This window comes from Streptomyces sp. NPDC008079 (genome assembly GCF_042957385.1).
Lineage (GTDB): Bacteria > Actinomycetota > Actinomycetes > Streptomycetales > Streptomycetaceae > Actinacidiphila.
Map to the genome: position 1 here is coordinate 343,858 of NZ_JBIBIC010000006.1, position 13,239 is coordinate 357,096.

Annotated in this window: 13 protein-coding genes; 12 read left to right on the forward strand and 1 reads right to left on the reverse strand. The window is 73.0% G+C overall.

Annotated elements, in window-relative coordinates; translation table 11 throughout:
• The first annotated feature begins 24 nt into the window (after positions 1–24).
• From aroC to fusA, 10 genes are all read left to right on the forward strand, one after another.
• Positions 25–1,209, forward strand: a complete 1,185-nt coding sequence (gene aroC / locus ACFZAM_RS16625) for a chorismate synthase (RefSeq protein WP_355348737.1) — start codon at positions 25–27, stop codon at positions 1,207–1,209.
• Positions 1,206–1,721, forward strand: coding sequence for a shikimate kinase (locus ACFZAM_RS16630; protein ID WP_355348740.1), 516 nt, complete (start codon positions 1,206–1,208; stop codon positions 1,719–1,721). Before aroC ends, ACFZAM_RS16630 begins: the two co-directional genes overlap by 4 nt.
• Positions 1,718–2,824, forward strand: a complete 1,107-nt coding sequence (gene aroB / locus ACFZAM_RS16635; RefSeq protein WP_355348743.1) for a 3-dehydroquinate synthase — start codon at positions 1,718–1,720, stop codon at positions 2,822–2,824. Before ACFZAM_RS16630 ends, aroB begins: the two co-directional genes overlap by 4 nt.
• Positions 2,821–3,261 (forward strand): type II 3-dehydroquinate dehydratase, encoded by a 441-nt coding sequence (gene aroQ, locus ACFZAM_RS16640; RefSeq protein ID WP_355348746.1) that lies wholly within the window; start codon positions 2,821–2,823, stop codon positions 3,259–3,261. Before aroB ends, aroQ begins: the two co-directional genes overlap by 4 nt.
• A gap of 129 nt (positions 3,262–3,390) precedes the next feature.
• Positions 3,391–4,095 (forward strand): AAA family ATPase, encoded by a 705-nt coding sequence (locus tag ACFZAM_RS16645; protein WP_188285186.1) that lies wholly within the window; start codon positions 3,391–3,393, stop codon positions 4,093–4,095.
• Between the two features lie 162 nt (positions 4,096–4,257).
• Positions 4,258–5,361 (forward strand): M24 family metallopeptidase, encoded by a 1,104-nt coding sequence (locus ACFZAM_RS16650; protein ID WP_391046639.1) that lies wholly within the window; start codon positions 4,258–4,260, stop codon positions 5,359–5,361.
• A gap of 55 nt (positions 5,362–5,416) precedes the next feature.
• The gene (gene efp / locus ACFZAM_RS16655; protein WP_188285184.1) at positions 5,417–5,983 is read left to right on the forward strand and encodes an elongation factor P; all 567 of its coding nucleotides are present in this window, start codon (positions 5,417–5,419) and stop codon (positions 5,981–5,983) included.
• Between the two features lie 2 nt (positions 5,984–5,985).
• Entirely contained in the window at positions 5,986–6,411 is a 426-nt protein-coding gene (nusB, locus tag ACFZAM_RS16660; protein ID WP_355348754.1) for a transcription antitermination factor NusB, read from the forward strand.
• A 108-nt stretch (positions 6,412–6,519) separates the two neighbouring features.
• Positions 6,520–7,983: an aminotransferase class V-fold PLP-dependent enzyme gene (locus tag ACFZAM_RS16665; RefSeq protein ID WP_391046642.1), complete on the forward strand. Its 1,464-nt coding sequence runs from the start codon at positions 6,520–6,522 to the stop codon at positions 7,981–7,983.
• 477 nt (positions 7,984–8,460) lie between these two features.
• Complete coding sequence (gene fusA / locus ACFZAM_RS16670) at positions 8,461–10,521, forward strand: elongation factor G (RefSeq protein ID WP_391046644.1); 2,061 nt, start codon at positions 8,461–8,463, stop codon at positions 10,519–10,521.
• Positions 10,522–10,794: 273 nt separating this feature from the next.
• Here the strand turns inward: fusA and bldD are convergent, their stop codons facing one another.
• A complete protein-coding gene (bldD, locus tag ACFZAM_RS16675; RefSeq protein WP_033174517.1) occupies positions 10,795–11,295 on the reverse strand; it encodes a transcriptional regulator BldD in 501 nt (166 codons plus the stop codon).
• Between the two features lie 185 nt (positions 11,296–11,480).
• Between bldD and pyrR the strand changes: the two genes are divergently transcribed.
• Together pyrR and ACFZAM_RS16685 are read left to right on the forward strand one after the other, a co-directional pair.
• Positions 11,481–12,146 (forward strand): bifunctional pyr operon transcriptional regulator/uracil phosphoribosyltransferase PyrR, encoded by a 666-nt coding sequence (pyrR, locus tag ACFZAM_RS16680; RefSeq protein WP_355348764.1) that lies wholly within the window; start codon positions 11,481–11,483, stop codon positions 12,144–12,146.
• An 80-nt stretch (positions 12,147–12,226) separates the two neighbouring features.
• Positions 12,227–13,237: an aspartate carbamoyltransferase catalytic subunit gene (locus tag ACFZAM_RS16685; protein ID WP_391046648.1), complete on the forward strand. Its 1,011-nt coding sequence runs from the start codon at positions 12,227–12,229 to the stop codon at positions 13,235–13,237.
• Positions 13,238–13,239: the final 2 nt, after the last annotated feature.

The following is a 13,239-nucleotide window of genomic DNA, read 5'->3' on the forward strand; positions in this document are numbered from 1 at the left end:
GACGCGCACATCGAGGGAGCACCGTTGAGCAGGTTGCGCTGGCTGACCGCGGGGGAGTCGCACGGACCCGCACTCGTCGCGACGTTGGAGGGGCTGCCGTCCGGGGTGCCGGTCACCACGGAGTTGGTGGCGGACGCGCTGGCGCGGCGGCGGCTGGGATACGGGCGCGGGGCGCGGATGAAGTTCGAGCGCGACGAGGTGACCTTCCTGGGCGGCGTACGGCACGGCCTCACCATGGGCAGCCCGGTGGCCGTGATGGTGGGCAACACCGAGTGGCCCAAGTGGGAACAGGTCATGTCGGCCGACCCGGTGGACCCGGAGATCCTGGCGGGCCTGGCGCGCAACGCGCCGCTGACCCGGCCGCGACCCGGCCACGCGGACCTGGCGGGAATGCAGAAGTACGACCTGGACGAGGCACGGCCGGTGCTGGAGCGGGCCAGCGCGCGGGAGACCGCGGCGCGGGTGGCGCTGGGCGCGGTCGCGCGGTCGTACCTGAAGGAGACCGCGGGCATCGAGATCGTCTCGCACGTGGTGGAACTGGCCGGGGCGAAGGCGCCCTACGGCGTGGTGCCGGTGCCCGGCGACGAGGAGCGGCTGGACGCGGACCCGGTGCGCTGCCTGGACGCGGACGCGAGCAAGGCGATGGTCGCGGAGATCGACCAGGCCCACAAGGACGGCGACACGCTCGGCGGCGTCGTGGAAGTGCTGGCGTACGGAGTGCCGGTCGGCCTCGGTTCGCACGTGCACTGGGACCGCAGGCTCGACGCACGGCTGGCCGCCGCGCTGATGGGCATCCAGGCGATCAAGGGCGTCGAGGTCGGCGACGGCTTCGACCTGGCCCGGGTGCCCGGCTCCAAGGCGCACGACGAGATCGTGCCGGGCCCCGACGGCGTCCGGCGCGCCTCCGGCAGGTCCGGCGGCACCGAGGGCGGCATGAGCACCGGAGAGGTGCTGCGGGTCCGCGCCGCGATGAAGCCGATCGCCACCGTGCCCCGCGCACTCGCCACCATCGACGTCACCACCGGCGAGGTCGCCCAGGCCCACCACCAGCGCTCCGACGTGTGCGCGGTGCCCGCGGCGGGCATCGTCGCCGAGGCGATGGTCGCCCTGGTGCTGGCCGACGCGGTCGCGGAGAAGTTCGGCGGCGACTCGGTCGTACAGACCCGGCGCAGCGTCCGCGGCTTCCTCGACAACCTGGCGATCAAGTGACCGGCCCGGCGATCGTCCTCGTCGGCCCGCCCGGAGCGGGCAAGACCACCGTCGGCCGCGCGCTCGCCGACCGGCTGGGCACCACGTACCGCGACACCGACGCCGATGTGGAGGCCGTCGCGGGCAAGCCGATCCCCGAGATCTTCATCGACGACGGCGAGCCGCGCTTCCGCGAGCTGGAACGCGCCGCGGTCCGCACCGCCGTCGCCGAGCACGAGGGCGTGCTGTCGCTGGGCGGCGGCGCCGTCATGGACGGCCCCACCCGCGACCTGCTGGCCGGTCTGCCGGTGGTCTTCCTCGACGTCGGCCTGCACCAGGCCGTCCGCCGCGTCGGCCTGGACGCGCCGCGCCCGCTGCTCGCGGTCAACCCGCGCCAGCAGTGGCGCGAGCTGATGGACGTACGCCGCCCGCTGTACACGGAGATCGCCCGCGCCGTGGTCAGCACCGACGACCGCACCCCCGAGGACGTGGCCGAGGCCGTCCTCGACGCACTCCAACTGAAGGACGCATGAGCGAGAACGACGCGGTGGCGCCCCCCACCCGTATCCAGGTCGGTGCCACGGCGGGCACCGAGGCGTACGAGGTGCTGGTCGGTCACCAGCTCCTCGGCGAACTGCCGGGACTGATCGGGCCCAAGGCGCGCCGGGTGGCCGTCCTGCACCCCGAAGCGCTGGCCGGGACCGGCGAGGCGATCCGCGAGGACCTCGCGGAGCAGGGCTTCGAGGCCATCGCCATCCAGCTCCCGAACGCCGAGGAGGCCAAGACCGCCGAGGTCGCCGCCTACTGCTGGAAGGCGCTCGGCCAGACCGGCTTCACCCGCACCGACGTGATCGTCGGCGTCGGCGGCGGCGCCACCACCGACCTGGCCGGTTTCGTGGCCGCGACCTGGCTGCGCGGAGTGCGCTGGATCGCCGTGCCCACCACCGTGCTCGGCATGGTCGACGCTGCCGTCGGCGGCAAGACCGGCATCAACACCGCGGAGGGCAAGAATCTTGTCGGCGCCTTCCACCCGCCCGCCGGAGTCCTCTGCGACCTCGCCGCGCTCGCCTCGCTGCCGGTCAACGACTACGTCAGCGGCCTCGCCGAGATCATCAAGGCCGGGTTCATCGCCGACCCCGGCATCCTCGACCTGATCGAGTCCGACCCGGCCGCCGCCCGCGGCCCGGAGGGCCCGCACACCGGCGAGCTGATCGAACGCGCCATCCGGGTCAAGGCCGAGGTCGTCTCCGCCGACCTCAAGGAGTCCGGCCTCCGCGAGATCCTCAACTACGGCCACACGCTGGCGCACGCGATCGAGAAGAACGAGCGCTACAACTGGCGGCACGGCGCCGCCGTCTCCGTCGGCATGGTCTTCGCCGCCGAACTCGGCCGCCTGGCCGGGCGGTTGGACGACGCGACCGCCGACCGGCACCGCGCCGTACTGGAGTCCGTCGGACTGCCGCTGACCTACCGCGGCGACCAGTGGCCGAAGCTGGTGGAGACCATGAAGGTCGACAAGAAGTCCCGCGGCGACATGCTGCGCTTCATCGTCCTCGACGGACTCGCCAAGCCGACCGTGCTGGAGGGCCCCGACCCGGCCGTCCTGCTCGCCGCCTACGGGGAGGTCTCCGCGTGACCACCCGCGTCCTGGTGCTCAACGGCCCCAACCTCGGGCGCCTCGGCTCCCGCGAGCCCGACGTCTACGGCGCGACCTCGTACGCCGGTCTGGTCGAGGAGTGCACCAAGCTCGGCGCCGAGCTGGGCTTCGACGTCGAGGTCCGCGAGACCAACGACGAGGCGGAGCTGATCGGCTGGCTGCACGAGGCGGCCGACGGCCGGATTCCCGTCGTCCTCAACCCCGGCGCCTTCACGCACTACTCCTACGCGATGCGCGACGCCGCCGCGCAGCGGACCGCGCCGCTGATCGAGGTGCACATCTCCAACCCGTACGCGCGCGAGGCGTTCCGGCACAACTCCGTCGTGGCCGCCGTCGCCTCCGGTACGGTCGCCGGATTCGGCATCGGCTCGTACCGGCTGGCGCTGCGCGCCCTCGCGGAGGACGGCGGCTCCTAGCGGGGCACCCTGGAGGAGCGCGGCTCGTTCACACAACGGCCGTCAGGGGCTGTACCGTTCCGTGTCGAACGGGTTCGTTACCGGCCGGTTCAAGAAGCTGGTCCTCCGTACGGGATGGAGTGGGGCGAGATGCAGCACGCTGTGGGGGCGCCGCAGCCCGGTGGCCCCACCCCGCCCCAGGGGACGGGCGTCAGTACGGGGCACTTCCCGTTGTCCTCGCCCGCGCCCGTGCAGGTCCCGGCGCCGCACGGCAACGGCTCGCTGTCCGGCGCCTCGCACGGCCCGATAGCCGTGCTGCTGATCGGCGCGGCGGGGGCGGGCAAGACGACGATCGCGCGGCACTGGGCCGACCACCGCGGCGCGCCGACCGCGCACATCAGCCTGGACGACGTACGCGAATGGGTGCGGGCCGGTTTCGCCGACCCGCAGGCGGGGTGGAACGAGCACTCCGAGGCGCAGTACCGGCTGGCCCGCCGCACCTGCGGCTTCGCCGCCCGTAATTTCCTGGCCAACGGCGTCTCCTGCATCATCGACGACGCCGTCTTCCCCGACCGCCCCGCCGTCGGCCTCGGCGGCTGGAAGCGGCACGTCGGGCCCGGCCTGCTCCCCGTCGTCCTGCTCCCGGGACTGGACGTCGTCCTGACCCGCAACGCGGAGCGCACCGGCAACCGCCGCCTGTCGGACGAGGAAGTCGCCCGGATCCACGGCCGTATGGCGGGCTGGTACGGCTCGGGCCTGCCCATCATCGACAACTCCCAGCTCGACGTGGTCTCCGCCGCCGCCGCCCTCGACCGCGTCGTGGCCCGCAGCGCCCAGGGCCCGCCCATCTGGTAGCCCGCCCGCACGATCCGGCGGCGGCGGGCGAGCGGCCCGCGTACGGGCTCACGCGGCAGGCGAGCCTTCGGCGGTACGGGCGCGGCCGGCGGCCGGCGGCCCGGCGCCACGGGTGGACGCGCTCAGGAAGCCGGGCCGCCGACGCGCCCATACGCTCGCCACATGTCCGAGGTGCACGCAGCACGCAGAGCACGGCTGCGCGACCGGTGCGCGGCGAACGGCGCGTCCGCCGCGCTGGTGACCCGTCCCGCGAACATCCGCTACCTGACCGGCTGCGCGCCGCAGGGCGCGGCGCTGCTGATCGGCCCGGACGACGACGCGCTGGTGCACCTCACACCGCCGCAGGACGACCGCGACGAACCGCTGCCCGGCGACCTGCGCGCGGTGGTGCTGACGACGCCGGACGGCGACGCGGCGGTGGCCGCCGCCGACCTGGCCCGCGAGCACCACGCCGACTCCCTCGCCGTCGAGGAGCACCACCTGACGGTGACCCGGCACCGGGCGATCAGCTCGGTCGTCGGCGCGCTCCCGCTGTCCGACCTCGGCGGCGCCGTCGAACAGCTCCGGCTGGTCAAGGACGAGCACGAGATCGCCAACCTCAGGATCGCCGCGGAGATCGCCGACCAGGCCCTCGGCGAGCTGCTGGAGTCGATCCTGGTCGGCCGCACCGAACGGCACCTCGCCCTGGAGCTGGAGCGCCGCCTGGTCGACCACGGCGCCGAGGGCCCCGCCTTCCGCACCTCCGTCGGCACCGGGCCGAACTCCGGCGCGCCCCGGCACGTGCCGACCGACCGCCGCGTCGAGGAGGGCGACTTCCTGACCGTCCGGCTCGGCGCCCGCTACCGCGGCTACCGCTGCGAAGTCGGCCGTACGTTCGTCATCGGCACCGCTCCAGCAGCCTGGCAGATCGACCTCTACGAGCTGGTGTTCGCCGCCCAGCGGGCCGGCCGCGAGGCGCTCGCACCCGGTGTGGCCTGCCGAGACGTCGACCACGCGACCCGGAGCCCGCTCACCGCCGCCGGCCACGCGGAGGGTCTGGCACAGTGGTCGGGACACGGCGTGGGTCTGGAAATCGACGAGGACCCTCGGCTGTCACCTGCGGCCATGGGTAAACTGGACGCTTGCGTGCCGGTCACCGTCGAACCGGGGGTCCACCTTCCGGGCCGCGGCGGTGTCCGCATCGACGACACACTCGTCGTACGTCCACTGGCGGACGGCGGGCCCGAGCTACTCACCATCACGACCAAGGAACTGCTCGCCCTGTGACGGGCGCGTGCCCTCCTCGGTCCCCGAAGCAGCACTTTCAGGAGATTCCGCAACCGTGGCCACCACGAACGACCTCAAGAACGGCCTCGTGCTCAAGCTCGACAGCGGCCAGCTCTGGACCGTAGTCGAGTTCCAGCACGTCAAGCCCGGCAAGGGCCCCGCCTTCGTGCGCACCAAGCTGAAGCACGTGCTCTCCGGGAAGGTCGTCGACAAGACCTTCAACGCGGGCGTGAAGGTCGAGACCGCCAACGTCGACAAGCGCGGCATGCAGTTCTCCTACAAGGACGGCACCGACTTCGTCTTCATGGACACCGAGACCTACGACCAGATCATCATCGCGCCCGAGACGGTCGGCGACGCCGCCAACTACCTCCTCGAGGGCTTCGAGGCGGTCGTGGCGATGTACGAGGGCTCCGCGCTCTACGTCGAGCTGCCCGCCTCCGTCGAGCTGGTCATCGAGTACACCGAGCCCGGCGTCCAGGGCGACCGCTCCACCGGCGGCTCCAAGCCCGCCCGCCTGGAGACCGGTTACGAGATCGGCGTCCCGCTCTTCATCACCACGGGTGAGAAGGTCAAGGTCGACACCCGTACGGGCGACTACCTCGGCCGGGTGAACAGCTAACCGTGGCTGCCCGGAACAAGGCCCGCAAGCGGGCCTTCCAGATCCTCTTCGAGGCGGAACAGCGGGGCGTCGACCCCAAGACCGCCATGGCGGACTGGATCCGGCTCGCCAGGACCGACGACCGGCAGCCGCCGGTCACCGAGTACACGATGCAGCTCGTCGAGGGCTGCGAGGCGCACGCCGAGCGGATCGACGAACTGCTGTCCAGCTACTCCGTCGGCTGGTCGCTCGACCGGATGCCGGTCGTGGACCGCAATGTGCTGAGGCTCGGCACGTACGAGCTGCTCTGGGAGGACGACGTCCCGGACGCGGTCGTGCTGGACGAGGCGGTGCAGCTCGCCAAGGAGTTCTCCACCGACGAGTCACCGGCCTTCGTCAACGGGCTGCTGGCCCGGCTGATGGAACTGAAGCCGACGCTCAAGCGGTAGGAACCGCGCCCGAGCGCCCGGCCCGTCCTTCCGGGCCCGAAGCAGAAGTTGAACAATATTCTGCTTCGGGCCTGGTGTGTGTCCTGGCCCTGGCCTAGATTCCCGCGCATGGACGAAACGGACGACCGGACCGACGACGCGATCCTGAAGCACCTCGCCGGACTGCGCGCCGCCGACCTGCCCGTGCACGGCGGACGGACGATGGCGTACGTCTACGACGCGGGACTCGACGGGCTCGACGATCTGGCGGCGAGCGCCCAGGCCGCCTTCGCGGGCGTCAACGGCCTCGACATGACCGCCTTCCCCAGCGTGGTCGCGCTGGAGAACGACGTCGTGGGGCGGGCGGCGGCCGTACTCGGCGGCGGCCCGCGGACGGCGGGCACCTTCACCAGCGGCGGCACCGAGAGCTGCCTGCTGGCCGTCCTCACCGCCCGCGAGCACGCCCGCAGGACGCGCGGCGTCACCGCCCCCGAGATCGTGCTCCCCGTCACCGCGCACGCCGCCTTCCACAAGGCCGCGGCGCTCTTCGGACTCACTGTCGTGAGCGTCCCGGTGGACCCGGAGACCTTCCGGGTGCGGGCCGAGGACATGACAGCCGCCATCGGCCCCCGTACCGCCCTCGTCGTCGTCTCCGCGCCCTCCTACGCGCACGGCGTGCTCGACCCGGTCGCCGAGGTGGCGCGGGCGGCGGCCGAACGCGGCACGCTGTGCCACGTGGACGCCTGCATCGGCGGCTGGTACCTGGCGCACCGGCGGCTGGCCGACGGCATCGCGCCGCCGCCCGCCTTCGACCTCGCGGTGCCCGGCGTCACCTCGCTCTCGGTCGACCTGCACAAGTACGGCTACACGCCCAAGGGCGCCTCCGTGCTGCTCTTCCGGGACGCGGAACTGCGCAGGCACGGCTGGTTCGCGCACGCCTCCTGGCCGGGCTACCCGGTCGTCAACGCGACCTTGCAGGGCACCAAGTCCGCCGGGCCGCTCGCCGCCGCCTGGGCGGTGCTGCGCAGGGTCGGCACCGACGGGTACACCGACCTGTCCCACCGCGTGCACGCGGCGACCGTACGGCTGGTCGAGGGGATCGGCCGGATCGAGGGGCTGCGGGTGCTCGGCGCCCCCGAGGCGTCGCTGGTGGCCGTCGCCTCCGCCGACCCGGCGCTCGACCCGTTCGTGGTCGCGGACGAGATGCGGCTGCTCGGCTGGTACCTCCAGCCGCAGCCCGCCTTCGGCGGCTCACCGTCCAATGTGCACCTCACGGTCACCGCCGCCGTCGCCGACCCGGACCGGATCGACGAACTCCTCGCCCACCTGGCCGACGCCGTGACCAGGGCCCGCGCGTACGGCCCGACCGCCGTCGACCCCGGACTCGTGGAATTGGCCGCCGCGCTCGACCCGGACACCCTCGGCCCCGACGAGGTGGCACTCGCCCTCCAGCTCGCGGGCGTCGGCCCCGGCGGCGCGCTGCCCGACCGCATGGCCCCCGTCCTCGCCGTCCTCCAGGCCCTGCCCCCGCGCCTCACCGAACGCCTGCTGCCCGAGGTCATCTCCCGGATGTACGCGAGCGCCCCGGCCTGACGCCGCCCGCCACGAGCCCGCCCCGCCGCACCGGAAAAACCCGGTGCGGCGACCGGAGCCGCCTCCCTACACTCGGCACGCGTCCACGCGCCGCCACCATCGGACGGCGCGTGCCATGACGAGTGAACGGACCAGTGAGGGGAGCCCGGCCGTGCGTCACCGCAGCGCAGTCGTCGTTCCCCCGACCCGGCACCGGGTGATTCTGGTGTCTCGGTCCGCCCGGTGCCCGCTGCGCGGCCGGCACCGTGGCCCCGTGACGCCCGCCTGACCCCGTCGGGCCCCCGACCGATCGGCTCGACCCCGCCTCCCCGCCGCCCTGCCTGCCAGGCCCGCCGCCGTACCCGTACGCCCGGACACCCGGGCGCGGCTCGGCGCTACGGCCGCGCGGCTTCACGGCTCTCCGGACGGGGCCACATCGGTCGTACGTCACGACAATCGCGCCGCCACCTCACCGGATCATCCGAAAGGTCACAGGCCGTGCGCAGCAACCCGAACCGTCCGTCCGTACCGGCACTCGCCGACGTCAGGAACCTGGGCATCCTCGCCCACGTGGACGCGGGCAAGACCACCGTCACCGAACGGTTCCTCTACCTCACCGGCGCCACCCACAAGCGCGGCGAGGTCCACGACGGGACGACCGTCACCGACTTCGACTCCCAGGAGCGCGACCGCGGCATCACCATCTTCGCCGCCGCGGTGAGCTGCGAGTGGGACGGGCACTGGTTCAACCTGATCGACACCCCGGGGCACGTCGACTTCGCCGACGAGGTGGAGCGCTCGCTGCGGGTGCTCGACGGCGCCATCGCCGTGTTCGACGCCGTAGCGGGCGTCGAGCCGCAGAGCGAGTCGGTGTGGCGGCAGGCGGACCGGCACGGCGTGCCGCGGATCGTCTTCGTCAACAAGCTGGACCGCGCGGGCGCCGATCTGGACCGGGCGGTCGACTCCATCCGACGGCGGCTGCACACCGTCCCGCTGGTCGTCCAGCTCCCGATCGGCCGGGAGGACGGCTTCACGGGCGTCGTCGACCTGCTGCGGATGCGCGCCCTGGTCTGGACGGACGGCTGCGGCCCGCGCGAAGGCGCGGTGCCCGACGAGCTGAAGCAGGAGGCGGACCGGCGGCGACGGCTGCTGGAGGAGACGGTGGCGGAGCTGCACCCGGCCGCGCTGGAGGAATTCTGCGCGCGCTCGGCGCTGTCGGAGCCGACCCTGACGGCGGCCCTGCGCGACCTCACCCGCGGCGGAGAGGGCGTCGTGGTCCTCTGCGGCTCGGCTTACCGCGACCGCGGCATCGAACCGCTGCTGGACGCGGTGGCGGCCTATCTGCCGTCGCCGCTGGACGTGCACCCGGTCCGGGGCACGCTCGACGGCGAAACGCGCGAACGCGCGGCCGACCCGGCGGAACCCTTCGCCGGGCTGGTGTTCAAGGTCAACTCGACCGCCACCGGGCGGCTGACCTGCCTGCGGATCTACGCGGGAACGATCAGGAAGGGAGACACGGTGCTGGACGCGGGCACCGGGCGCGGCGAGCGGATCGGCCGCATCCTGCGGCTGCACGCCGACCGGCAGACCGAGCTGGAACAGGCGGTCGCCGGGGACATCGTCGCGGTGGTCGGGCCGAAGGCCGCCCGCGCGGGCACCACGCTGTGCGCGCCGGGCGCCCCGCTGGTGCTCGAACCCCCGGTGGCGGCCGACCCGGTCGTCTCCGTCGCGGTCGAGGCCGCCCGCAACACCGACACCGAACGGCTGGTGTCGGCGCTCGCACGGCTGGTCGAGGAGGACCCGTCGCTCGCCGTCAGGACCGATCCCGAGACCGGCCAGATGGTGCTCGCGGGCATGGGCGAACTGCACCTGGAGGTCGCGGTGGAGAAGATCCGCCGCGCCCACGGCCTGGAGGTCGGCGTCGGCCGCCCGCAGGTCGCCTACCGGGAGACGGTCGTCCGCGGGGTGACGGGCCATGTCCACCGGCATGTCAAACAGGACGGCGGGGCGGGGCAGTTCGCCCATGTCGTCATCGATGTGGCGCCGCTCGGCGCCGAGGAGGGGGAGGAGGAGTTCGTGTTCACCTCGACGGTGACCGGTGGCCGGGTGCCGCGCGAGTACGTTCGCGCGGTCGAGGACGGCTGCCGTGACGCTCTCGCGCAGGGGCCGCTGGGCGGTCACCCCGTGACGGGGGTGCGCGTCACGCTGACGGACGGGGCGACCCATGCGAAGGACTCCTCGGAGCTGGCTTTCCGCACGGCGGGCCGTTACGCGCTCCGCGAGGCGCTGCGGGCCTCCGCGATGGTGCTGCTGGAACCGGTGACCGAGGTGACGGTCACCGTGCCCGAGAGCGCCGTGGGCGCCGTCCTCGGCGACCTGGCCGCGCGTCGCGGCCGGGTGACCGCCTCTGGCGTGGTGGCCATGGGCTCCACGGTCCTCACGGCGACCGTCCCCCTGGCCGAGCTGTTCGGTTACGCCACCGGGCTGCGGAGCCGCACGCATGGCCGTGGCACCTTCAGCACCTGCCCCGCGGGCTACCTCCCGGCCCCGTCGCGGTGACCAGGACCCCGGGGGTGCCGCTTGCGGTGTCGTCCCGAGTGCCGCGCCGCGTCGGCTGAGTGCGCGGTTTCCCGCGCCCGCGGGGGGTGATCCTCTGCCCGGAAGACCGGAGGGCGGACCCGTCAGGGGCGTGGGGAACCGCGCGACAAGCCACGGCGGACCGCGCCCCTCGGGGCGGGCGCCCCGGAACGCGGAGCCGCCCGGTGCGGGCCCCGGGAAGGGGTCCGCACCGGGCGGCGGGACGTTTCTGCACTATTCGGGCGAGCCGGGCGCCTAGCCCTCTTCGTGCTGGACCGCGCGCCGCGCGTCGGCGTCGAGGACGCCCCAGCCGATGAGCTGCTCGGTGAGTACGGACGGCGACTGGTCGTAGATCACGGCCAGGGTACGGAGGTCGTCCTGGCGGATCGACAGCACCTTGCCGTTGTAGTCGCCGCGCTGGCTCTGGATCGTGGCGGCGTACCGCTGGAGAGGCCCGGCCTTCTCCGGCGGGACCTGGGACAGGCGCTCCAGGTCGAGGACGAGCTTCGGGGGCGGCTCGGCCGCCCCGCCGGGGGTCGTACCCGGCAGCAACTCCTGGACCGGAACTCCGTAGAAGTCCGCAAGCTCGGCGAGTCGCTGCACGGTCACGGCACGGTCGCCGCGCTCGTACGAGCCCACGACCACTGCCTTCCAGCGGCCCTGGGACTTCTCCTCGACGCCGTGCAGGGACAGGCCCTGCTGCGTGCGGATGGCCCGGAGCTTTGCTCCGAGCTGCTTGGCGTAATCGCTGGACATATGGCTCCCCGGACGGAAACTCGGTGACTCACTGTGAGGTTACGCAGCGTAATCCGTGCTCGTCAAGCCGGAAAGGGCCGATCGGTCGCTGACCTGGGCGCTCTGCGCCACCTGATACCGTTGCCGCGTACCCCTGACGTCCTTTAATGCCCGTCCCGTGAGGCGGGGAAGGAGGTCCCCGACCCATGGTCGAAGACCGCAGTACCCCGGAAGACCGCGATACCGCCGAGTGGAACCCCGCGCCCGCCCGTCCGGTGCTCGAAGCACCCGACATCGCGCGCGTCCTCACCCGTATCGCCCACGAGATCGTGGAACGCGCCAAGGGCGCGGACGACGTGGTGCTCCTCGGCATCCCGACCCGCGGCGTCTATCTGGCGCAGCGCCTGGCGGCCAAGCTCGCCGAGATCACCGGCCGCACGACGGCCGTCGGCTCCCTCGACATCACCATGTACCGCGACGACCTGCGGCTGCACCCGGCGCGCGCGCTGGCCCGCACCGAGATCCCGGCCACCGGGATCGACGGCAGGCTCGTCGTCCTCGTCGACGACGTGCTCTTCTCCGGCCGCACCATCCGCGCCGCCCTCGACGCGCTCAACGACATCGGCCGCCCCCGCGCCGTACAGCTCGCGGTCCTGGTCGACCGCGGCCACCGTGAACTGCCGATCAGGGCCGACTACGTCGGCAAGAACCTGCCCACCTCGCTGCGCGAGACCGTCAAGGTCCAGCTCACCGAGGAGGACGGCCGCGACACCGTCCTGCTCGGCCAGAAGGACGACAAGGACCGCGACCGGCGCGACCGCCGTGACCGGGACGACGCGGCGCCGCGCGAGGGCCTCCCGGCGGACGACTAGCGCACCCAGGACAGGACCCCCGCCGGGGTCCTGTGCTTCCGCGCGCCCTGACCCGCCCCAGCACCCCCGGAGTGACCCGCATGAAGCGCCACCTGATCTCGGCCGCCGACCTCAGCCGCGACGACGCCCTCCTCGTACTCGACACCGCCGAGGAAATGGCCCGCGTCGCCGACCGGCCCATCAAGAAACTGCCCACCCTGCGCGGCCGTACCGTCGTCAACCTCTTCTTCGAGGACTCGACGCGGACCCGCATCTCCTTCGAGGCCGCCGCCAAGCGGCTCTCCGCCGATGTCATCAACTTCTCCGCCAAGGGCTCCTCGGTCTCCAAGGGCGAATCTCTCAAGGACACCGCGCTGACCCTGGAGGCGATGGGCGCCGACGCCGTCGTCATCCGGCACGGCTCGTCCGGCGCGCCGCACCGTCTGGCCACCTCCGGCTGGATCAACGGCTCGGTGGTCAACGCGGGCGACGGCACCCACGAACACCCCACGCAGGCACTGCTGGACGCCTTCACCATGCGCCGCCACCTGTCCGGCGTCGGCCGCGACCTGGAGGGCCGCCGCGTCACCATCGTCGGCGACATCCTGCACAGCCGGGTCGCCCGCTCCAACGTGCTGCTGCTCAACACCCTCGGCGCGCGCGTCACCTTGGTCGCCCCGCCGACCCTGCTGCCGATCGGCGTCGAGCAGTGGCCGTGCGAGGTCAGCTACGACCTCGACGCGGTGCTCGCCAAGACCGACGCGCTGATGATGCTGCGCGTGCAGAGCGAGCGGATGAACGCCGCCTTCTTCCCCACCGAGCGCGAGTACACCCGGCGTTACGGCGTGGACGGACTGCGGATGGCGGTGCTGCCCGAGCACGCCATCGTCATGCACCCGGGGCCGATGAACCGCGGCATGGAGATCACCGCCGAGGTCGCCGACTCGCCGCGCTGCACCGTCGTGGAACAGGTCGCCAACGGCGTCAGCACCCGGATGGCCGTGCTGTACCTGCTGCTCGGCGGCTCGGAACCGGCCATCGCCACCACCGCGCCCGTCCCCGAGACCGTACCCGCGACGACCGGCCCCGCCCGTACCGAGGAGAGCAAGTAACC

What these genes read in the sequence shown, in the direction of transcription:
- aroB (WP_355348743.1), top strand. Translation starts at nt 1,718, where the DNA reads ATGAGCGAGAACGACGCGGTGGCGCCCCCCACCCGTATCCAGGTCGGT.
- ACFZAM_RS16645 (WP_188285186.1), top strand. Translation starts at nt 3,391, where the DNA reads ATGCAGCACGCTGTGGGGGCGCCGCAGCCCGGTGGCCCCACCCCGCCC.
- pyrR (WP_355348764.1), top strand. Translation starts at nt 11,481, where the DNA reads ATGGTCGAAGACCGCAGTACCCCGGAAGACCGCGATACCGCCGAGTGG.
- ACFZAM_RS16665 (WP_391046642.1), top strand. Translation starts at nt 6,520, where the DNA reads ATGGACGAAACGGACGACCGGACCGACGACGCGATCCTGAAGCACCTC.
- ACFZAM_RS16650 (WP_391046639.1), top strand. Translation starts at nt 4,258, where the DNA reads ATGTCCGAGGTGCACGCAGCACGCAGAGCACGGCTGCGCGACCGGTGC.
- ACFZAM_RS16685 (WP_391046648.1), top strand. Translation starts at nt 12,227, where the DNA reads ATGAAGCGCCACCTGATCTCGGCCGCCGACCTCAGCCGCGACGACGCC.
- bldD (WP_033174517.1), bottom strand. Translation starts at nt 11,295, where the DNA reads ATGTCCAGCGATTACGCCAAGCAGCTCGGAGCAAAGCTCCGGGCCATC.